Source organism: Streptomyces sp. NBC_01232 (assembly GCF_035989885.1).
GTDB lineage: Bacteria > Actinomycetota > Actinomycetes > Streptomycetales > Streptomycetaceae > Streptomyces.
The window spans coordinates 3,547,884-3,566,816 of record NZ_CP108518.1; the positions used below are offsets into that span (position 1 = coordinate 3,547,884).

Sequence of the window (18,933 nt, forward strand, 5' to 3'; positions counted from 1 at the left end):
GGTGCCGGCGACGCGACCGGCCCTGGCCGACGAGACCGGCCCGGGCCCGAATCGGTCGTGTCGCCGCGCCGGGCGGCGATAGCGTCGCGCCATGACGACGTCCACGCACCCCCTGTTCGCCGAGGCCCTCGCCGGGCTGGGCCTCGACCTCACCGTCCGGAGCTTTCCCGAAGGCACCCGTACGGCCGCCGACGCGGCGGCCGCGATCGGCTGCGAGCTGAGCCAGATCGTCAAGTCGCTGATCTTCGCGGCGGACGGGGTCCCGGTGCTGGTCCTCATGGACGGTGCCTCACGGGTGGACGTGGAGGCCGTACGCCGCGAGCTCGGCGCCGGGAAGGTGACGCGGGCCGATGCCGCCCTGGTCCGGGAGACCACGGGCTACGCGATCGGCGGGGTCCCGCCCTTCGGGCACCGCACGCGCACCCGGGTGCTGGCCGACCGGTCGCTGCTGGCCCACGGGGAGATCTGGGCGGCGGCCGGTACCCCGACCACGGTGTTCCCGATGGCCCCGGACGAACTCATCGCGCACGCGGGAGCCACACTGGCCGACGTACGCGAGCGGGGCGGGCGGGCCGAGGGGGCCGAGCGGGCGTCAGAGGGCTGACAGCGCCGACTTCAGGGCCCGGACCAGGGACTGCGCCCGCGGGTCCGCGGTGACCGACTTGGCCAGGGCGTTGGTGACGTAACCGAAGCCGATGCCCGCCTCCGGATCCGCGAAGCCCAGGGATCCGCCGCGGCCCGGGTGGCCGAAGGAGGCCGGCGAGAGCAGCGGTGAGGCCGGGCCGTGCAGCATGTAGCCGGCGCCGAAGCGGGTGTTCACGACCAGCACCCGGTCCGGCCCGGCGGAGTGCTCCCGGGCGGCGAGCGCGGTGGTGGCCGGGGTGAAGATCCGCGCGCCGTCCTCCACCACGCCGATCGTGGCCCCGTAGAAGCGGGCCAGGGCGCGGGCCGTGCCGATGCCGTTGGAGGCCGGGAGCTCGGCGGCCCGGTAGGCGGGGTCGTTCTCGTCGGGCAGCGGGTCGATGGCGGCGAAGGCCCGGCGGGTGAGGGAGTCCGGGTCGGCGTAGGCCTCGGAGACGTTGCGCCGGGGCCGGGTCCGCAGCATGCCCGCGCTCTCGGGCGGCTCGACCGGAGCCACCCGGCCCACCCGGTGGGCCTCGGTCTCCGGCAGGCCGATCCAGAACTCCAGCCCCAGCGGCTCGGCGATCTCCTCCGCCAGGACGCAGCCCAGCGTGCGGCCGGTGGCCCGCAGCACCAGCTCGGACAGCAGCCAGCTGTAGGTCTGCGCGTGGTATCCGTGCTCGGTGCCCGGCTCCCAGTAGGGCTGCTGCGCGGCGACCGCACGCGCCCCGGACACCCCGTCGGCGGCCTCGGCGGCGGTCAGCCCCCGGTCCAGCGCCGGTATGCCCGCACGGTGCGCGAGCACGTCGCGGACCAGGATCCGCTCCTTGCCGCCCGTCTTGAACTCCGGCCAGTACGAGCCCACGGGCGCGTCCAGGTCCATCAGCCCGCGCTGGTGCAGGAGCAGCGGCACGGCGGCGGCCACGCCCTTGGTCGCGGAGCGGACGATCTGCGCGGTGTCCCCGGTCCAGGGCTCGGTGCCGTCCGCGTCCTTGGTACCGGCCCACAGGTCGACGACCTTGCGGCCGTCGCGGTACACGGCCACGGCCGCGCCCCGGTCCCCGAGCACCTCGAAATTGCGTACGAACGCGTCCCTGACGGGCTCGAAGCCCTCCGCCACCACACCCTGGATGTCCACGTGCGGTCCAACAAACGCGGACCGGTGCTTATGCCACCGATACCGAACGCGGGTCGAAGCCGAAGGGGAGTTCCAGCCGGTGGGCCCGCATCAGCTTCTCGTCGCACAGGAGGTCCTGCGTGCGGCCGTCCGCCGCGATGACCCCCTCGCTGAGGATCACCGAGCGCGGGCACAGTTCGAGCGCGTACGGCAGGTCGTGCGTCACCATCAGCACGGTCACGTCGAGCGAGCGCAGGATGTCCGCGAGCTCGCGGCGCGAGGCCGGGTCCAGATTGGACGAGGGCTCGTCCAGGACCAGGATGTCGGGCCGCATGGCCAGGACCGTCGCCACCGCGACGCGGCGGCGCTGCCCGAAGGACAGGTGGTGCGGCGGCCGGTCGGCGAAGTCCGCCATCCCGACCTGGTCGAGGGCCGCTGTGACCCGCTCCTCAAGCTCCGCGCCCCGCATCCCGGCCGCTGCCGGGCCGAAGGCCACGTCCTCCCGCACGGTCGGCATGAACAGCTGGTCGTCGGGGTCCTGGAAGACGATCCCGACCCGGCGGCGGATCTCGGCGAGGTTGCGCTTCTCCACCGGCAGCCCGGCCACGGTCACCGAGCCGACCCCGCCGGCCAGGATGCCGTTGAGGTGCAGGACCAGCGTGGTCTTGCCGGCTCCGTTGGGTCCGAGCAGGGCGACCCGCTCGCCCTGCCCGACGGTGAGGTCCACGCCGAAGAGGGCCTGGTGGCCGTCCGGGTAGGCGTAGGCGAGGCCGGCGACTTCGAGGGAGGGAGTACTGGTCACAGGGTCCATCCCATCAGACAGACGGCGAGCGCCGTCACCGGGAGGGCGGCCGCGTACGCCCACTGGGCGCGCGTGGCGGCGACCTCGTCGATCACCGGCATCGAGCCGGTGTAGCCGCGGCTGACCATCGCGAGGTAGACCCGCTCGCCGCGCTCGTAGGAGCGGATGAACAGCGCGCCGGCCGTCTTGGCCAGCACTCCCCAGTGCCGGATTCCGCGGGCCTCGAAGCCGCGCGAGCGGCGGGCGATGGACATCCGGCGCAGCTCGCCGCCGATCACATCGCCGTAGCGGATCATGAAGGAGGCGATCTGGACGAGCAGGGGCGGCAGCTTCAGCCGCTGCAGGCCCAGCAGCAGGGCCCGCAGCTCGGTCGTCGAGGCGAGCAGGACGGAGGCGGCCACGCCGAGCGTGCCCTTGGCGAGGACGTTCCAGGCACCCCAGAGGCCCGAGACGCTGAGGGACATGCCGAGCACCTGCACCTGCTCGCCCTCGGCCACGAAGGGCATGAGCACGGCGAAGGCGACGAAGGGGATCTCGATCAGGAGCCGCCGCAGCAGGAAGCCGGCCGGGATCCGGGCGACGGCCGCGACCCCCGCGATGAGGAGGGCGTACAGGCCGAAGGCCCACACCGCCTCGCGCGGTGTGGACACGACGACCACGACGAAGGCCAGCGTCGCGGCGAGCTTGCAGTGCGGGGGGAGGTCGTGGACCGGTGAGTGCCCCGGACGGTAGAGCTTGTGGGCGTGGCCGGCCCCCATGTCAGCCTGCCGAGACGGAGGTGGAGGCGGCGGTCAGGTCTTCGGTACGGCGCCGGCGCACGGCCCAGAAGATCCCGGTGCCGGCGACGACGGTCACGCCGACGCCGATGACCCCGGCGAGGCCGCCGGACAGGCGGGCGTCCTCGACGTCCTTGACGCCGTAGTCGGCGAGCGGGGAGTTCGCGGCGGCGTGCTCCTCGACCTTTTCGTCGATGCCCTTGTCCGCGGCGACCTTCTCCAGGCCGTCGGGGTCGGCGGAGGCGTAGAAGGAGACGAACCCGGCGAGCACGAGGGCGGTGACCAGGCCGGTCACCCACACCTTCTTCGTCGATCCGGCTCCGGCGGCGGCGGGCGCGGACGCGGTGGCCGGTGCGTCGACGAGCTCGCCGCCGACGCGCAGCTTCAGGGGCGCGGTCAGCCCGCGGGCCCCGTGCACCAGGTCGGGACGTACGGCGATCACGGCGCCCACGGTCGCCGCGGTGATGGCGGCCTCACCGATGCCGATGAGCACGTGCACGCCGACCATGGCGGTGAGCACCTTGCCGATGGGCACGTCGGTGGTGCCTCCGACGGCGTAGACGGCGGTGAAGGCGGCGGCCGCGGCGGGCACCGAGAGCAGGGCGCCTACGAAGGCGGCCACGGTCACGGAGCGGCGGGTGGGCGGCAGGATCGCGAGCAGCCCGCGGAAGACCGCGTAGGCGAGGACGACGGTGACGACACCCATGACGGTGACGTTCACGCCGAGGGCGGTCAGGCCGCCGTCGGCGAAGAGGATGCCCTGCATGAGCAGGACGACGGAGACGCACAGCACGCCGGTGTAGGGGCCGACGAGTATCGCGGCGAGTGCCCCGCCCAGCAGGTGTCCGCTGGTGCCGGCGGCGACGGGGAAGTTCAGCATCTGCACGGCGAAGATGAAGGCGGCGACCAGACCGGCGAGCGGGGCGGTCCGCTCGTCGAGTTCGCGGCGGGCGCCGCGCAGGCTGACGGCCACCGCGGCGGCGCCCACCACTCCGGCGGCCACCGAGACGGGCGCGTTGATGAATCCGTCGGGCACATGCATGGAGTGGCTCCGCTTCCGCTTCTTACGCAGTCTTTAGCTGTTCAACCATAGTGCCCAGTTGCGAATCATTGGCAAGAGCGGCTGCGTCACAAAAAGAGCCGTGCGCTTTCGTGGGAATGTGCGAGGCTGGACGGGACAAACGGACGCAAATGTTCCGATTTCGAGGAGTCTTGTCGATGTCAGCCACCGCCGAGAATCCACCAGCGACCGCGACCGCCACCGCCGTCGAGGAGCGGGTCCGCGCCCGTGTGATCACGGACGACCCCCTCTACCGGACGATCCCGGTCGCGCTGCGCTTCGCAGCCGCCGAGCCGCTGGCCGTACGGATCGTCTTCCCGGCGGGCCTGTCCCCCGAGGGCACCGACAACGAGTGGGTCTTCCCCCGGGCCCTCCTGGAGGCCGGCCTCCAGGCTCCGACGGGGACCGGGGACGTACGCGTCTGGCCCTGCGGCCGCGTCCAGGCGGTCGTCGAGTTCCACTCCCCCGAGGGCGTCGCCGTCGTCCAGTTCGACATCGCGGCGCTGCGCCGGTTCCTCCGCCGCACCTACGCCCCCGCCCCGTCCGCCGCGTCCATCACTCGATAGGCCCAAACGGGCCCGGCCCCGTACCACCCGGTGATCGGGCGGTACGGGGCCGGGCCGTCCTGTCGGCCGGTGCGGAGCCGGCAGGAGGTCGGGCGTCGAGGTCAGGCGTTGACCAGCTCGCGGTCCTTGTCCGGGCCCTCCGGCGACTGCGAGGACTGCTCCAGGTGCTTGCGCAGGCTCTCGCCCTCCACGTCCACGTTCGGCAGCAGCCGGTCCAGCCACTTCGGCAGCCACCAGGCCTTGTGTCCGAGCAGTGCGAGCACCGCCGGGACGATGGCCATGCGGACCACGAACGCGTCGAAGAAGACGGCGACGGCCAGACCGAAGCCGATCATCTTGACCATCTGGTCACTGGCTCCCATGAAGCCCGCGAACACCGCGATCATGATAATGGCGGCGGCCACGACGACCCGCGCGCTGTACTGGAAGCCGGTGACCACGGCCTGGCCCGGGCGCTCGCCGTGGACGTACGCCTCACGCATGCGGGTGACGAGGAAGACCTCGTAGTCCATGGCCAGACCGAAGACGACACCCACCATGAAGATCGGCATCATCGACATGATCGGACCGGTCTGCTCCACTCCGAAGACCGAGCCGAGCCAGCCCCACTGGAAGACCGCGACGACCGCGCCGAGGGCGGCGACCACCGAGAGCAGGAAGCCGAGGGCCGCCTTGAGCGGGACCAGGATCGAGCGGAAGACGAGCATCAGCAGCAGGAAGGCGAGGCCGACGACGAGCGCCAGGTAGGGCAGCAGCGCGTCGTTCATCTTCTGCGAGAAGTCGATGTTCATCGCGGTGGCGCCGGTGACGAGGACGTTGTCCCCGCTGCCGTCGCGGATCTCGTGGACCAGGTCCTCGGTCTGGGTGGAGGACGGGCGGTCCTTCGGGATGACCGTGATCACCGCGGCGTCGCCGGCCTCGTTGAGGGTCGCCGGGGTGACCGCGACGACGCCGTTCAGGCCCTTGATCCGGTCGGCGGTGGAGTCGGCGAGCGCCTTGTCACCGTCGACGACCACCATCAGCGGGCCGTTGAAGCCCGGGCCGAAGCCGTCGGAAAGCAGGTCGTACGCCTGGCGCTGGGTGGTGGAGACCGGCTGGGCGCCGTCGTCCGGCAGGCCCATCTCCAGCTTGCTCGCCGGGATCGCGATGACGCCGAGGCCGATCACACCGGCCAGCAGCACCATGACCGGGCGGCGCAGGACGAAGCGGGCCCAGCGGGTGCCGCCGTTGGCCTTCTTCTCGGTGCCCGCCGGCTTGCCCTTGCCGAACAGCCGGCTCTTCTCGCCCGCCGGCAGGACCTTCTTGCCCGCGAAGGCGAGGATGGCCGGGACCAGGGTCAGCGCGACGAGCACGGCGATGACCACGGTGCCCGCGGCCGCGAAGCCCATCTTGGTCAGCATCGGGATGTTGACGACGGCCAGGCCCACCAGGGCGATGACCACGGTCAGACCGGCGAAGACGACGGCGGAACCGGCGGTGCCGACGGCGCGCCCCGCGGCCTCGTCGCGCTCGCGGCCCTCGGCGAGCTCCACGCGGTAGCGGGAGACGATGAAGAGGGCGTAGTCGATGCCGACCGCGAGGCCGATCATCGTCGCGAGGGTGGCGGTGGTGTTGCCGAGGTCGAGCACGTTGGCGAGCGCCGTGATGGACGAGACGCCGATGCCCACGCCGATCAGCGCGGTCAGCAGCGGCAGACCGGCGGCGACCAGCGAACCGAAGGTGATGACGAGGACGATCGCGGCGACCGCGATGCCGATGATCTCGCCGGAGCCGGTCTCGGGGGCAGCCATCAGCGCGTCACCGCCGATCTGGACGTTCAGGCCGGCGGCCTTGGCCCCCTCGCCCGAGTCCTTGAGCGCGTCGCGGGTGGCGTCCTTCAGCTCCATGCCGCTGACGTTGTACTTGGCGCTGATGTAGGCGGTGGAGCCGTCCTGGCTCACGGCCTGGGCCTCGTACGGGTTGGCGACGGAGGAGATCTCGGCCGCGCCCGGTCCGGTCTTCAGTTCGCCGACGATCTTCTCGACCTCGGCCTTGGGGCCGGGGTCGGTGACCTTGGCGCCCTCGGGGGCCTTGATGACGATCCGGGCGGTGGCGCCGTCGGCGGCCATGCCCGGGAAGCGCTTCTCCAGCAGGTCGAAGGCCTTCTGGGCCTCGGTGCCGGGTATCGAGAACGAGCCGGAGGTGGGTGCGCCGGCCGAGGCGGCGCCGAAGCCGGCGGCGAACAGCAGCGCCACCCAGAGGAGGGCGACGAGGCCGCGGCGCCGGAAGGCGCCCCTGCCGAGTCGGTAGAGGAAGGTAGCCACGTCGGTGGTTCTCCCGTTCAGGTCGTGGGATGGATCCGGATCGGATCAGGGCATGGAGAGCCGGCCCGACGACGAGAGCGGCGTGTCAGGAGCAGCAGGAGGCGGTGCAGGGGACGGGAAGGGCGAGGATCAGACGCCGAGGGCGGGGAAGACCACGGCGTCGATGAAGTCACCGAGGAAGGCCCGGTCCACGGGGCGGTCCTCGATCAGCGGGAGCGCGATGAACGCCCCGATGAGCATGTGCGGGACGAAGTCGAGCGCGGGACAGTCCGGGCGGATCTCGCCCCGGTCCACCGCACGCTGCAGCATCGCCTGGAGACCGTTGATCTCCGGGTCGACCAGCAGGTCGCGCAGCGCCTTGTGCAGCTCCGGGCTCTCGTGGACGGCATGGGCCAGACCCCGCATCAGCGCGGTGTCCTTGGCCATCTGCGCGTCGTCGGAGTGCTCGACCATGCGCGCGAAGTCCCCGCGCAGGCTGCCCGTGTCGATCTCGCGCAGCGAGACCGGCTGCGTGCACCGCAGGGCCTTGGCGACCAGTTCCGGCTTGCTCCCCCACTGGCGGTAGAGGGTGGCCTTGCTGGACTTCGTACGGGCGGCGACCGCGTCCATGGTCAGCGCCTCGTAGCCGACGTCACGCAGGAGGTCGAGGACCGCCTCGTGCAGTTCGGCCTGCCGCTCGGGAGTGATCCGGCTGCGCCGAGCCGTCGTCGCCTCGGTCATGTCCGTGCCTCCCGTCGAAGCGAAACTGTTCCGTACGCTTAAGACGATACCCCCACCCCAAGCGAAACGAAACCGTTCCGTTTCGCTTGGCCGAGTGGCATGGATCACCTGTACGAGTTGCCAGGGCCCCCCTGCGCGGAAAGCATTGGGGGGTGAGTCACGACGTCGCGTACCTCCGGTTCCCGCACCTGCACGACGACCTTCTCTGCTTCGCCACCGAGGACGATCTCTGGGTCGCCCCGCTGGTCCCCGACGGCCGGACGCCCGGACGGGCCTGGCGCATCACCGTCGACCGGACCCGCGTCGGCCACCCGCGGTTCTCCCCCGACGGCAGGCACATCGCCTTCACCAGCTGGCGCAGTCTCGATCCCGAGATCCATCTCGCCCCCGTCGACGGCGGACCCGCCCGCCGGCTGACCCACTGGGGCGCCCTGGACACCCGCGTCTGCGGCTGGACCCCGCCCGACGAGGACGGCCGCAGCGACATCCTGGCCGTGTCCTCGCACGGCCAGCCCTTCTCCTACTTCGCCTGGGCCTACACCCTGCCCACCGACGGCAGCCCCGGCGGCCGCCTGCCCTGGGGACCCGTCTCCGACATCCAGGTGCACGCCACGGAGGAGGGCGAGCGGCACTCCCTGCTGCTCACCGGCAAGCCCCCGCACGAACCCGCCGCCTGGAAGCGCTACCGCGGCGGGGCCACCGGCCGGCTGTGGCTGCACGGGGAGCGGCTGCTGGAGGACATCGAGGGACACCTCGACTCCCCGATGTTCGTGGACGGCAGGATCGCCTTCCTCTCCGACCACGAGGGCATCGGCAACCTGTACTCCTGCCTGCCCGACGGCACCGGTCTGCGCCGCCACACCGATCACGAGGAGTTCTACGCCCGGCATGCCTCCAGCGACGGCTCACGCGTCGTCTACCAGTGCGCCGGCGACCTCTGGCTCGTCGAGTCCCTGGCCCCCGACGCCCGCCCGCGCAAGCTCGACGTCCGCCTCGGCGGCCCGCGCGCGGGCCGGCGTACGTACCAGGTGCCGGCCGCCAGCCACGTCGACTCGCTCTCCGTGGACGCCACCGGGCGCGCCAGCGCGGTCGTGGTGCGCGGCAGCCTCTACTGGCTGACCCACCGCGACGGCCCGGCCCGCACCATCGCCGACACCCCCGGCGTACGGGTACGGCTGCCCGAGATGCTCGGCAGCGGCGGCCAGGTCGCCTACATCACCGACGCGGAGGGCGAGGACGCGATCGAGATCGCGTACCTGCCGCGGGCCTCCGGGGAACGGGAGCCCCGCCGGCTCGCCTCGGGCGAACTGGGGCGGGTCACCGAGCTGCTCTCGGACCCGGACGGCGAGCGGCTCGCCATCGCCTCCAACGACGGCCGGCTGCTGCTCCTCGACGCCACCGAGGAGTCCAACGGCGAGGTCACCGAGCTGATCCGGTCCATCAACGGCCCCGTCACCGACCTGGCCTTCTCCCCCGACGGGGCCTGGCTGACCTGGTCGCACCCCGGCATCGGGCGTTCGCTGCGGCAGATCAAGATGGCACGGATCTCCGGCCCCGGCGCACGCGTCATCGTCGACGTCACCAACGGCCGCTTCGAGGACGAGAATCCGGTCTTCACCCGGGACGGGCGCTACCTGGCCTTCCTGTCCTGGCGCGGATTCGACCCGGTCTACGACGTGCACACCGGCGACCTGTCCTTCCCGCTCGGCTGCCGCCCGTACCTGGTGCCGCTCTCCTCCGCGACCCCCTCCCCCTTCGCGCTCTCCGCCGAGGGGCGGCCCGCGGCCGGGGGGCTCGACCTGGCGGAGGGCGACTCGGGCGACGGCGACGGCGCCGTGATCGTGGAGGTGGAGGGCCTGGAGAGCCGGGTCACCCCGTTCCCCGTGACCGCGTCCAAGTACTCGGCCCTCTACCCGGTGCACGGCGGCGGGCTCGTGTGGCTGCGCTGGCCGATCTCGGGCGCGCTCGGCGAGACCTTCGCCAACCCTGCCGACATCAGCGGCAAGCCGACGCTGGAGCACTTCGACCTCACCAAGGCCCGCAAGACCGAACTGGCCTCCGGGCTCGACTGGTTCGCGGTCAGCGGCGACGGCACCCGGCTCGTGATCAATGACGACGGCGACCTGCGCGCGGTCCCGGCGACCGAGTCGGGCGACAGCGACTCGACCGTCTACCTGGACCTGCGGCGCATCCTGCACGAGGTGGACCCGGCGGCCGAGTGGCGCCAGGCCTACGAGGAGGCCGGGCGGATCATCCGCGCGTACTTCTGGGAGCCGAAGATGTGCGGCATCGACTGGGACGGGGTGCTCGCCCAGTACCGCTCCCTGGTCGAACGGGTCGCCTCGCCCGACGAGTTCGCCGACCTGCTGCGCGAGGTCCTCGGCGAACTCGGCACCTCGCACGCCTACGTCTCCCCCGCGCGCCGCAACGAAGGCCCCCCGCACTACCAGCGCGCGATCGGCCTGCTCGGCGCCAACCTCTTCCCCCGGGACGGGGAATGGGTGGTCAGCCGGATCCTGCCCGGCGAGTCCTCGGACTCCAAGGCCCGCTCGCCGCTGGCCGGCACCGGCATCCGGGAGGGCGCGGTCCTCACCCATGTCGACGGACGGCCGGTGGACCCGGTCGCCGGGCCCTATCCGCTGCTCGCGGCGGCCGGCGGCACCACCGTGGAGCTGACCTTCCAGCCCGCGGCGGGCGAGGGCCGGGCCCGCCGCGTCGCCATCGTGCCGCTGATCGACGAACGGCCGCTGCGCTACCAGGACTGGGTGTCCAAGCGGCGCGAGGCGGTCCGGGAGATCAGCGGCGGCCGGTGCGGCTACCTCCACATCCCCGACATGGGCGGCTCGGGCTGGGCGCAGTTCAACCGCGACCTGCGGATGGAGATGTCCCGGCCCGCGCTGATCGTGGACGTACGCGGCAACGCGGGCGGGCACATCAGCGAGCTGGTGGTGGAGAAGCTGACCCGCTCCATCCTCGGCTGGGACCTGACCCGCAACGCCCAGCCGGTCAGTTACGCCTCCAACGCGCCCCGCGGTCCGATCGTGGCGCTGGCCGACGAGGCGACCTCCTCGGACGGGGACATGATCACCGCGGCCTTCAAACTGCTGGGCCTGGGACCGGTGGTGGGCCAGCGCACCTGGGGCGGAGTGGTCGGCATGACCGGCCGCCACACCCTCGGCGACGGCACGGTGATCACGGTGCCGATGAACGCCGCCTGGTTCCCCGAGTACGGCTGGTCGGTGGAGAACCACGGCGTGGAGCCGGACCTCTCGATCCTGCGCACCCCGCTCGACTGGGCGGAGGGCCGGCACGCCCAGCTCGACGACGCCGTGCACCTGGCGCTGGAGCTGCTGGAACAGGACCCGGCAGCGGTGCCGCCGGGCTACACGGACGTACCGGACCGGCGTCGTCCGAAGCTGCCGCCGAGGGAGTGAGCGCAGCGCACACGGGAGGGGCGCGATCCCCGGGAACTCCGGGAATCGCGCCCCTCGACGCTGCGTGCGCTGCGTGCGGGCCCGGTGCCGGTCGGGCCGGGGTACCTAGGTCCGGTCGTCGAGCTCGCCCTGGATGCCGTCGAACGACCGCTGCGGCGAGGTCTTCGGCTGCGAAGGCCGCTGGGACCTGTCGCCCTGCGGGCCCTTGCCGGGCTTCTGCGCCTGCCGCGCCTTCTCCTCGAGCTCCTGCGCCTTGTCCTTGAACTGGTCCTTGATACCCATGCTGTTCACTCCATGAGGGGTGTCGGTGGTGGGGGCCCCGGTGGGGCCTCGACCAGACTTGCACGGGCGGACAACGCACGCATTTCGATCAGTGACTCTGCGTGCGCTCCTTCTCGTCGGCGGCTCCGCCGGCCCCGACGAGCCCCTTGGACACCCCGCTCAGACGCGGCTCGAAGCGCTTCATCTCGCGCTGTCCGACGCTCGCGATGATCCCGGGCAGGTACCCGCGCATCCCCTGCATGCCGCGCAGCCACCACTGCGCGTACACGTGCGGCGAGCGCCGCTCGATGCCCGCGACGATCCGGTCGACGGCCGGCCCCAGCGGGTACGTCCGGTTCGACGGCCACGGCAGCCGCTGGCGCAACTCCCGCATCACCTCGTCCTGGTCGGCGCCGCGCACCATGTCCGTGTCGGTCCAGGAGAGGTAGCCGACACCGACCTTGACCCCCTTGTGGCCGACCTCCGCGCGCAGGCAGTGCGCGAAGGCCTCGACCCCGGACTTGGAGGCGCAGTAGGCGGTCATCATCGGCGCCGGGGTGATCGCGGCGAGCGAGGCGATCTGGAGGAAGTAGCCGCGGCTCTCGGTCAGTACGGGCAGGAAGGCGCGGGCGGTGACGGCCCCGCCGATCAGGTTGACCTCGATCACCCGGCGCCAGGCGTCCGGGTCGGAGTCGGCGAACGGACCGCCGGCGGCCACGCCCGCGTTGGCGACGACGATGTCCACCTTGCCGAAGCGCTGCTTGACCTCCTGGGCGACCCGGGCCATGGCCTCGTGGTCGGTGACGTCGGCGTACCAGTGGTCGCTGTCGGTGTGCAGCCGCTCGGAGACCTCTTTGAGGGCCTCCGGCTCCAGACCGACGAGGGCGATCTTCGCCCCGCGGGCCGACAGCTTGCGCGCGAGCAGCTCGCCGACACCCCGGGCGGCACCGGTGACGACGGCGACCTGGCCTTCCAGACTCCTGCGTGCGCTCACGGTGTCTTCTCCTTCTCGGTGGTGGCCGGATCGGTGGTGCTGGGATCGGTGGTGCCCAGGTGGAGCTCGGCGAGCTCGCGCAGGGCGGCGGTGACGGCCTCGGGGGCCTCGACCGGGGTCATGTGCCCCATGCCGGTCAGCTCGGTCAGGCCCACGCAGTTCGGCAGCGCGGCGGCGAGCCCGCGGGCGTGCACGATCGGGGTGAGCCGGTCGGCGGTGCCGCCGATGACGGCGGTGGGCACGGCGAGACGGGCGACGTCCGCGTCGAGGTCCAGTCCGGCCAGCACCTGGGACCACGCGTGACGCACCCCGGTGGGGCAGGCATGGACGATACGGGCGCACGCCTCGACCTTGTCCGGCGCGGAGCCGGGACCCATCGTGGCGTACTTCAGGACCTTCTTCCCGACGGGCGTGACCGGCCCGAGAGGAGCGCGGGCCCCGAGCACCGCGCCGGTGATACGGGTCCGTACGCGCCCGGCGCGCACCGGCAGGACCAGCGCCTCCGCGACCAGCCGGGAACTGCCGGTGCTGCACAGCAGCGCGGCCGCGGCCCGCTGGGCGAACTCCGGCCGGCCTGCCGCTGCCATGATCGTCATGCCGCCCATGGAATGCCCGGCGACGACCGCCCGCTCCCCGGGGGCGAGCACCGCCTCCAGGACCGCCACGAGGTCGTCGGCGAGGGCGGTGGTGCTGTGGATCCGGGCGGCGGGGCTGCGCCCGTGCCCGCGCTGGTCGTAGGCGACGACCCGGTGGGTGGCCGCCAGGGCCCGTATCTGCGCGGCCCAGAAGGCGGTGGAACAGGTCCAGCCGTGGGCCAGGACCACGGCCGGCGCGCCCTCGTCCCCGTGGACCTCGACATGCAGGCGGGCCCCGTCGGCCGAGACGGCGACGAGCTCCCGCCGCGCGATGGGCGGGGCGTAGGGACCGGAGGTGACATGGATCAACCGACTCACGCGGCCCCCTCGGCAGCCGCGCCCGACCCAGCCCCGCCGGCGTTTGAGGCGCGGGGGTCCGGGGGCAGGGCCCCCGGCAACGGCGCCGCACCGGCACCGGCACCGGCAGCCACCGCCGCCGGGACCCGCTCCCGCTCCCCCGCCCGCACGACCTCGTACTCCGCCAGGTCGACGCTCAGCGTCTCCCGGCGGAACTCACCTGTCGTCCCCGGCCAGACGGTGGTGTTGCGGCCCTGCGCGTCCAGGTACCAGCTGGTGCAGCCGCCGGTGTTCCACACCGTCCGCTCCATCCGGGTCTGCACCTGCCGGTTCCACCGGCCCACGGCGGACGGCCGGGCGCCGAGCGCGACCTTGCCGCCCAGGCTGCTTCCCTCGAGGAGAGCGAGCTGCCGCAGGTAGTCCGCCATGTAGTTCAGCTGCGACTCGATCATCAGGATCATCGAGCTGTTCCCGAGCCCGGTGTTCGGACCGATGATCGTCATCCAGTTGGGGAAGCCGGCGGCCGTGGCCCCGCGCAGCGCCTGCATCCCGTCCTTCCAGGCGTCCGCGAGGGTCTGGCCCTCCGCACCCACCACCCGGTCCGCGATCGGCATGTCCGTGACGTGGAAGCCGGTGCCGAAGATGATCGCGTCAACCTCGGTCTCGGTCCCGTCGGCGGCGACCAGCACCGAGCCGCGGATCTCCTTCAGCCCGGAGGCGACCAGGTCCACATCGGGCCGCGCCAGGGCCGGGTAGTACTCGCTGGAGAGCAGGATCCGCTTGCAGCCGATCCGGTAGGAGGGCGTCAGCTTCGCGCGCAGCGCCGGGTCCTTGATCGAGCGCGCCATGTTGGCCTTGGCGAGGGACTCGATCAGGCCGAGCTGGTTCGGGCGCTTGGTGAAGGCGCTGACCTGGAGCTCCCGGATCCCCCACAGCAGCCCGCGCCGCGCCGCCCGGGTGAAGGGCAGCTGGCGGTGGAGCCAGCGCTCCCCGGCGGTAATGGCCCGGTCGGTGCGCGGCATCACCCACGGCGGGGTCCGCTGGAAGAGGGTGAGCCGCTCCACCTCGGGGGCGATGGCGGGCACGATCTGGATGGCGGAGGCGCCGGTGCCGATCATGGCGACGCGCTTGCCGCGCAGGTCGTAGTCGTGGTCCCAGCGGGCGGAGTGGAAGACCTTGCCGGGGAACTCGGCGAGCCCGGGGATCTCCGGCATCTTCGGGTCGGACAGCGGCCCGGTCGCGGAGACGACGACGTCGGCGGTCAGTTCCCCGGCCGAGGTCTCGATCTCCCAGCGCAGCTCGTCCGCGTCCCAGCGCATCATCAGCACCTCGGTGTCGAGCCGGATGTGCCGGCGCAGTCCGAAGGTGTCGGCGACGTGCTCCAGGTAGTCCCGGATGGCCGGCTGTCCGGAGAAGGTCCGCGGCCAGTCGGGATTGGGGGCGAACGAGAACGAATAGAGGTGGGACGGGACGTCGCACGCGCAGCCGGGATAGCTGTTGTCGCGCCAGGTGCCGCCGACCGAGCCGGCCCGTTCCAGTACGACGAAATCCGTGATCCCTTCGCGCCGCAGCCGTACGGCCGCGCCGAGCCCGCCGAATCCGGACCCGATCACCGCCACCCGTACGTGCTCGCGCCCGCCCGTGCCGCCGCCCGCGCTGCCGCCCGTGCCCCTTGTGCCACCCATGCCCGCCGCCTTCCGCTCATCCGCAGTCCCAGCCACGCAACGCCGCACCACACCATCGAAACACTGCCAGCAATCACTGGCACAATCGGGAGGGTAGAGCAGCCCCGTACTCATGGGTAGGGGGCGGACCCGGAAAGTTACTGCCGGTACGCCATAAGGTGCGTCTGTGGAGAAGGAAGAGACGCGAGCGAAGGCGACGGTGCGCGAGTACCGCACGGAGGAACTGGCCGAAGCGGCCGGCATCCCCGTCCGCACCCTGCGCTTCTACCGCGAACGCAAACTGCTCCCGCCGCCCCGCCGCGAGGGGCGGATCGCCTGGTACGACGACCACCACCTGGCCCGGCTGCGCACCATCGCAGCCCTGCTGGAACGCGGCCACACCCTCGGCGGCATCGCCGAGCTCACCGCCGCCTTCGAGAGCGGCCGCGACGTCGGCCAGCTCGGCGAGCTGCTCGGCATCGGCTGGTCCGAGGAGACCCCGGTCCGGCTCACTCCGGAGGCACTGGCCGACTACTTCGAGGGCGAGGTCACCCCGGAGAACCTGGCAGCCGCACTGGACCTCGGCTACCTCGCGGTCGACGGCGACGCGATCGTGCACGTCAGCCGCCGCCTGCTGGACGTCTCCTCGGCCCTGGTCCGCGAGGGCGTGCCGCTGGCGGCGGTCCTGGAGACCGGCCATCGCGTCCGCGAGCACGCGGACGCGATGGCTTTGCTCTTCACCGAGCTCATATCGAGCCACATCTCGGCGGACGCGCTCACGCGCCTGCGGCCGCTGGCCAAGAGCGTGGTGGACGCCGAGCTGACGATGGCGATGGACCGCCTGCTGGCCCCGGGCGGCGGAGCCGCCCCCGAATCAGGCTCCGGCCCCGGCCCCGGCCCCGAATCAGGAGCCGGTCAGACGCCCAGCTCGTAGACGACGGTCACGGGCGCGTGGTCGGACCAGCGCTCCGGGTGCGTCTCGGCCCGCTCCACGAACGCCTTCACGGCCTTCGCCGCCAGCCCGGGGGTCGCCACCTGGAGGTCGATCCGCCAGCCGGCATCGTTGTCGAAGGCCCGCCCGCGGTAGGACCACCAGGAGTACGGCCCCTCGGTGTCCGGGTGCAGTTCCCGCACCACGTCGACGTAGCCCGCCTCCGCGTAGACCTTGCCGAGCCACTCCCGCTCCTCGGGGAGGAAGCCCGCGTTCTTCCGGTTCGTCTTCCAGTTCTTGAGGTCGGCCTCCTGGTGGCAGATGTTCCAGTCACCGCACACGACGACCTCGCGGCCGTCGGCGGCGGCCCGCACCTTCAGCACCGCCAGGTACTCCAGGAACTCCGCCATGAACCGGTACTTCTCGTCCTGCTTCTCCGTCCCGGCCTCGCCCGAGGGCAGGTAGAGGCTGGCCACGGTCACACCGGGCAGGTCGATCTCCAGGTACCGCCCGCTGCCGTCGAACTCCGCGCTGCCGAATCCGACCTGCACCCGCTCGGGCGCGCGCCGCGTGTAGAGCGCGACCCCGGCCCGCCCCTTGACGGCGGCCGGAGCGAAGACGGTGTGCCAGCCCGCGGGGGTCCGGACATCCTCCGGAATCTGGCCTTCCTCGGCCCGCACCTCCTGCAGGCAGACCACGTCGGCGTCGGATCCCTCCAGCCACGGCCCGAAGCCCTTCTTGGCGGCGGCGCGGATCCCATTCACATTCACGGAGGTCACAGTGAGCATCCCAGCACCATAGCGGGATGGTTCCGTACGATATTCGAATGTCTCACCGGATAGACCTCCGCACCGTGCCGTACGACCACCCGGACGCGGTCAAACTCAACGACCAGGTCCAGCTGGAGTACCAGGAGCGGTACGACGGTGAGGGCGACGCCACATTCCTGGACCCGGCGATGTTCGCCCCGCCGCAGGGCCTCTACCTGCTCGCGTACGACGCCACGGACACCCCGGTGGCGAGCGGCGGCTGGCGCAGCCAGGACGAGAACGACGAGGGCTACTCGGACGGCGACGCGGAACTGAAGCGCATGTACGTCGTCCCCGAGGCGCGCGGCCTGGGCCTGGCCCGCCGCATGCTGGCGACCCTGGAGGACGACGCCCGCGCGGCGGGCCGCCGGCGCATGGTCCTGGAGACGGGCGACCAGCAGCCGGAGGCGATCGCCCTCTACCTCTCCTCGGGCTACGCCCTCTCCGCGAAGTTCGGCCACTACCGCCACCACGACTCCAGCCGCTGCATGACGAAGCCCCTCACCACCTGACCCGCACGCCCCGCCCCCGGCAGCGGGCCGCACCCGCCCTACCGCGGAAGCCACACCGCCGGGTCCGTCCCCCACCGGGACGGGCCCGCCGCCCACTCCCCGAAGGGGCTGGCGGCGTGCCGCACCATCCCGTACCCGGACGCCGTCTCCCGCAGCCACGGCCCGGCCGCATACTCCGCGCCGGCCGGACCACCGTCGGCCGGAGCGGCACCGGCCGGCCCCCGCACCAGCCACGACCCCGTCCCCGCCAGCGAGAACCGCAGTCCCCGCCCGCCGCCCTCCGCCAGCGCCCTCAGCACACCGGCCGCCACCAGGTATCCCGTCCCGTGGTCCAGCGCCTGCGCCGGCAGCACCCCGGGCACCCCGTCGGGCCCCGCGCACCGCGCAGCGATCCCGTACCCGGCCTGCACCAGCGAATCGAAGCCCCGCCGCCCGGCCCACGGCCCCCGCGCCCGCCACCCCCACGCGCACAGCTCGGCCACCACCAGCCCAGGCCACCGCTCCAGCAGCTCGCGCGCCCCGAACCCGTACCGTTCCAGCGCCCCCGGCCGGTACCCGCTCACCACCACATCGGCCCCGGCCAGCAGCCCCTCGAAGACGGCGCGGTCCGCCGCCCGAGCCAGGTCCAGCAGCGCCGACCGCTTCCCGAAGCCGGTGTCCGCGTACGCGTCGTCCGCCTCCGGCAGCCGCGGCGAGTCGATCCGCAGCACGTCCGCCCCCAGCAGCCCGAGCGTCCGCGTCGCGACGGGCCCGGCGATGACCCTGGTCAGATCCAGTACCCGCACCCCCGTGGCGGGCCGGCCGACCGGGGCGTCGCCGAGGGTCCGCCCCCGCGCCCCTGATTCCCGTACGGGTTCCATCAGCGGCTGCGGCTCCCCGTCATCCCCTGCCACGGCGACGGCGAGTCCGCCCTCCCCGTACACGAGCTCCTGCACCTCGACGGCCGTGCGCCCGGCGAGCGCCGCGCGTACCGCCTCCGGCGTCGCCGACGGCAGTCGCAACGCCCGTACCAGCGCGGCCTCGTGGTGCGCGTAGTTGGCGTGCGTGCGCACCCAGCCGTCCCCCGTCCGCCAGAAGCCGGACAGCGGCGCGAAGGTCACCGGCGTCCGCCCCGCCACCCGCAGGTGCCGTTCGCTGACGAACGCCGTCGCCACCGCGCCTTCGTCCACCACGAGCGGAGCCACGTCCTGCGCCCGGCCGCCGGCCCGCACCGCGGCGAGTTCCGCCGCGGCCAGTCCGCAGACCCCGACGCTCGAGCGCGCCAGCTCGCCCACGGGCAGCGGCCCTTCGCCCAGATCCCCGGCTCCGCGGTAACTCACCCGTCCGGCAAGCTCGGGCGCCCCGCCAAGGGCCGCCCAGGCCTGGACCGTTCTGTCGTCCCGTTCCTCACCGATCGTCATGAACCAATCATTACCGTGGTCACGCGGGTCG

17 protein-coding genes are annotated in these 18,933 nt (G+C 72.7%); 5 read left to right on the forward strand and 12 right to left on the reverse strand.

Annotation, left to right across the window (positions count from 1 at the left end):
- The first annotated feature begins 91 nt into the window (after positions 1–91).
- Complete coding sequence (locus OG444_RS16305; RefSeq protein ID WP_327262863.1) at positions 92–604, forward strand: YbaK/EbsC family protein; 513 nt, start codon at positions 92–94, stop codon at positions 602–604.
- Here the strand turns inward: OG444_RS16305 and OG444_RS16310 are convergent.
- The 4 genes from OG444_RS16310 to OG444_RS16325 are packed head-to-tail and all read right to left on the reverse strand — an operon-like array spanning position 593 to position 4,358.
- Complete coding sequence (locus OG444_RS16310) at positions 593–1,759, reverse strand: serine hydrolase domain-containing protein (protein ID WP_327262864.1); 1,167 nt, start codon at positions 1,757–1,759, stop codon at positions 593–595. The genes OG444_RS16305 and OG444_RS16310 overlap by 12 nt on opposite strands.
- A 28-nt stretch (positions 1,760–1,787) precedes the next feature.
- Positions 1,788–2,549 (reverse strand): energy-coupling factor ABC transporter ATP-binding protein, encoded by a 762-nt coding sequence (locus OG444_RS16315; RefSeq protein ID WP_327262865.1) that lies wholly within the window; start codon positions 2,547–2,549, stop codon positions 1,788–1,790.
- Positions 2,537–3,298 (reverse strand): cobalt ECF transporter T component CbiQ, encoded by a 762-nt coding sequence (gene cbiQ, locus OG444_RS16320; protein ID WP_327262866.1) that lies wholly within the window; start codon positions 3,296–3,298, stop codon positions 2,537–2,539. Before cbiQ ends, OG444_RS16315 begins: the two co-directional genes overlap by 13 nt.
- Before the next feature lies 1 nt (position 3,299).
- Positions 3,300–4,358 (reverse strand): energy-coupling factor ABC transporter permease, encoded by a 1,059-nt coding sequence (locus OG444_RS16325; RefSeq protein ID WP_327262867.1) that lies wholly within the window; start codon positions 4,356–4,358, stop codon positions 3,300–3,302.
- Between the two features lie 176 nt (positions 4,359–4,534).
- Between OG444_RS16325 and OG444_RS16330 the strand changes: the two genes are divergently transcribed.
- Entirely contained in the window at positions 4,535–4,942 is a 408-nt protein-coding gene (locus tag OG444_RS16330) for an SsgA family sporulation/cell division regulator (RefSeq protein WP_327262868.1), read from the forward strand.
- 101 nt (positions 4,943–5,043) lie between these two features.
- Here the strand turns inward: OG444_RS16330 and OG444_RS16335 are convergent, their stop codons facing one another.
- Together OG444_RS16335 and OG444_RS16340 are read right to left on the reverse strand one after the other, a co-directional pair.
- Positions 5,044–7,245 (reverse strand): MMPL family transporter, encoded by a 2,202-nt coding sequence (locus OG444_RS16335; protein ID WP_327262869.1) that lies wholly within the window; start codon positions 7,243–7,245, stop codon positions 5,044–5,046.
- A 129-nt stretch (positions 7,246–7,374) separates the two neighbouring features.
- Complete coding sequence (locus tag OG444_RS16340; RefSeq protein WP_327262870.1) at positions 7,375–7,965, reverse strand: TetR/AcrR family transcriptional regulator; 591 nt, start codon at positions 7,963–7,965, stop codon at positions 7,375–7,377.
- Between the two features lie 152 nt (positions 7,966–8,117).
- Between OG444_RS16340 and OG444_RS16345 the strand changes: the two genes are divergently transcribed.
- Positions 8,118–11,399: a S41 family peptidase gene (locus OG444_RS16345; protein WP_327262871.1), complete on the forward strand. Its 3,282-nt coding sequence runs from the start codon at positions 8,118–8,120 to the stop codon at positions 11,397–11,399.
- A gap of 105 nt (positions 11,400–11,504) precedes the next feature.
- On the opposite strand, the gene OG444_RS16350 is transcribed toward OG444_RS16345, so the two are convergent.
- From OG444_RS16350 to OG444_RS16365, 4 genes are all read right to left on the reverse strand, one after another.
- Positions 11,505–11,681: a hypothetical protein gene (locus OG444_RS16350; RefSeq protein WP_327262872.1), complete on the reverse strand. Its 177-nt coding sequence runs from the start codon at positions 11,679–11,681 to the stop codon at positions 11,505–11,507.
- An 88-nt stretch (positions 11,682–11,769) separates the two neighbouring features.
- On the reverse strand, positions 11,770–12,654 hold the full coding sequence (locus OG444_RS16355; RefSeq protein WP_327262873.1) for an SDR family oxidoreductase: 885 nt from the start codon (positions 12,652–12,654) through the stop codon (positions 11,770–11,772).
- A complete protein-coding gene (locus OG444_RS16360; RefSeq protein WP_327262874.1) occupies positions 12,651–13,607 on the reverse strand; it encodes an alpha/beta fold hydrolase in 957 nt (318 codons plus the stop codon). Before OG444_RS16360 ends, OG444_RS16355 begins: the two co-directional genes overlap by 4 nt.
- Positions 13,604–15,271, reverse strand: a complete 1,668-nt coding sequence (locus OG444_RS16365) for a flavin-containing monooxygenase (RefSeq protein ID WP_327262875.1) — start codon at positions 15,269–15,271, stop codon at positions 13,604–13,606. Before OG444_RS16365 ends, OG444_RS16360 begins: the two co-directional genes overlap by 4 nt.
- A 166-nt stretch (positions 15,272–15,437) precedes the next feature.
- On the opposite strand from OG444_RS16365, the gene OG444_RS16370 reads away from it, so the two are divergent.
- Positions 15,438–16,184 carry a MerR family transcriptional regulator gene (locus OG444_RS16370; protein ID WP_327262876.1) on the forward strand — a complete coding sequence of 249 codons (747 nt, stop codon included), beginning with the start codon at positions 15,438–15,440 and terminating at the stop codon, positions 16,182–16,184.
- Here the strand turns inward: OG444_RS16370 and OG444_RS16375 are convergent.
- The gene (locus tag OG444_RS16375; RefSeq protein WP_327262877.1) at positions 16,166–16,969 is read right to left on the reverse strand and encodes an exodeoxyribonuclease III; all 804 of its coding nucleotides are present in this window, start codon (positions 16,967–16,969) and stop codon (positions 16,166–16,168) included. The genes OG444_RS16370 and OG444_RS16375 overlap by 19 nt on opposite strands.
- A 38-nt stretch (positions 16,970–17,007) precedes the next feature.
- On the opposite strand from OG444_RS16375, the gene OG444_RS16380 reads away from it, so the two are divergent.
- Positions 17,008–17,502, forward strand: a complete 495-nt coding sequence (locus OG444_RS16380) for a GNAT family N-acetyltransferase (protein WP_327262878.1) — start codon at positions 17,008–17,010, stop codon at positions 17,500–17,502.
- Between the two features lie 38 nt (positions 17,503–17,540).
- Here the strand turns inward: OG444_RS16380 and OG444_RS16385 are convergent, their stop codons facing one another.
- Positions 17,541–18,902 carry a CoA transferase gene (locus OG444_RS16385; protein ID WP_327262879.1) on the reverse strand — a complete coding sequence of 454 codons (1,362 nt, stop codon included), beginning with the start codon at positions 18,900–18,902 and terminating at the stop codon, positions 17,541–17,543.
- Positions 18,903–18,933 lie beyond the last annotated feature (31 nt).

What these genes read in the sequence shown, in the direction of transcription:
- OG444_RS16305 (WP_327262863.1), top strand. Translation starts at nt 92, where the DNA reads ATGACGACGTCCACGCACCCCCTGTTCGCCGAGGCCCTCGCCGGGCTG.
- OG444_RS16315 (WP_327262865.1), bottom strand. Translation starts at nt 2,549, where the DNA reads ATGGACCCTGTGACCAGTACTCCCTCCCTCGAAGTCGCCGGCCTCGCC.
- cbiQ (WP_327262866.1), bottom strand. Translation starts at nt 3,298, where the DNA reads ATGGGGGCCGGCCACGCCCACAAGCTCTACCGTCCGGGGCACTCACCG.
- OG444_RS16325 (WP_327262867.1), bottom strand. Translation starts at nt 4,358, where the DNA reads ATGCATGTGCCCGACGGATTCATCAACGCGCCCGTCTCGGTGGCCGCC.
- OG444_RS16330 (WP_327262868.1), top strand. Translation starts at nt 4,535, where the DNA reads ATGTCAGCCACCGCCGAGAATCCACCAGCGACCGCGACCGCCACCGCC.
- OG444_RS16340 (WP_327262870.1), bottom strand. Translation starts at nt 7,965, where the DNA reads ATGACCGAGGCGACGACGGCTCGGCGCAGCCGGATCACTCCCGAGCGG.
- OG444_RS16350 (WP_327262872.1), bottom strand. Translation starts at nt 11,681, where the DNA reads ATGGGTATCAAGGACCAGTTCAAGGACAAGGCGCAGGAGCTCGAGGAG.
- OG444_RS16365 (WP_327262875.1), bottom strand. Translation starts at nt 15,271, where the DNA reads ATGGGTGGCACAAGGGGCACGGGCGGCAGCGCGGGCGGCGGCACGGGC.
- OG444_RS16375 (WP_327262877.1), bottom strand. Translation starts at nt 16,969, where the DNA reads ATGCTCACTGTGACCTCCGTGAATGTGAATGGGATCCGCGCCGCCGCC.
- OG444_RS16380 (WP_327262878.1), top strand. Translation starts at nt 17,008, where the DNA reads ATGTCTCACCGGATAGACCTCCGCACCGTGCCGTACGACCACCCGGAC.
- OG444_RS16385 (WP_327262879.1), bottom strand. Translation starts at nt 18,902, where the DNA reads ATGACGATCGGTGAGGAACGGGACGACAGAACGGTCCAGGCCTGGGCG.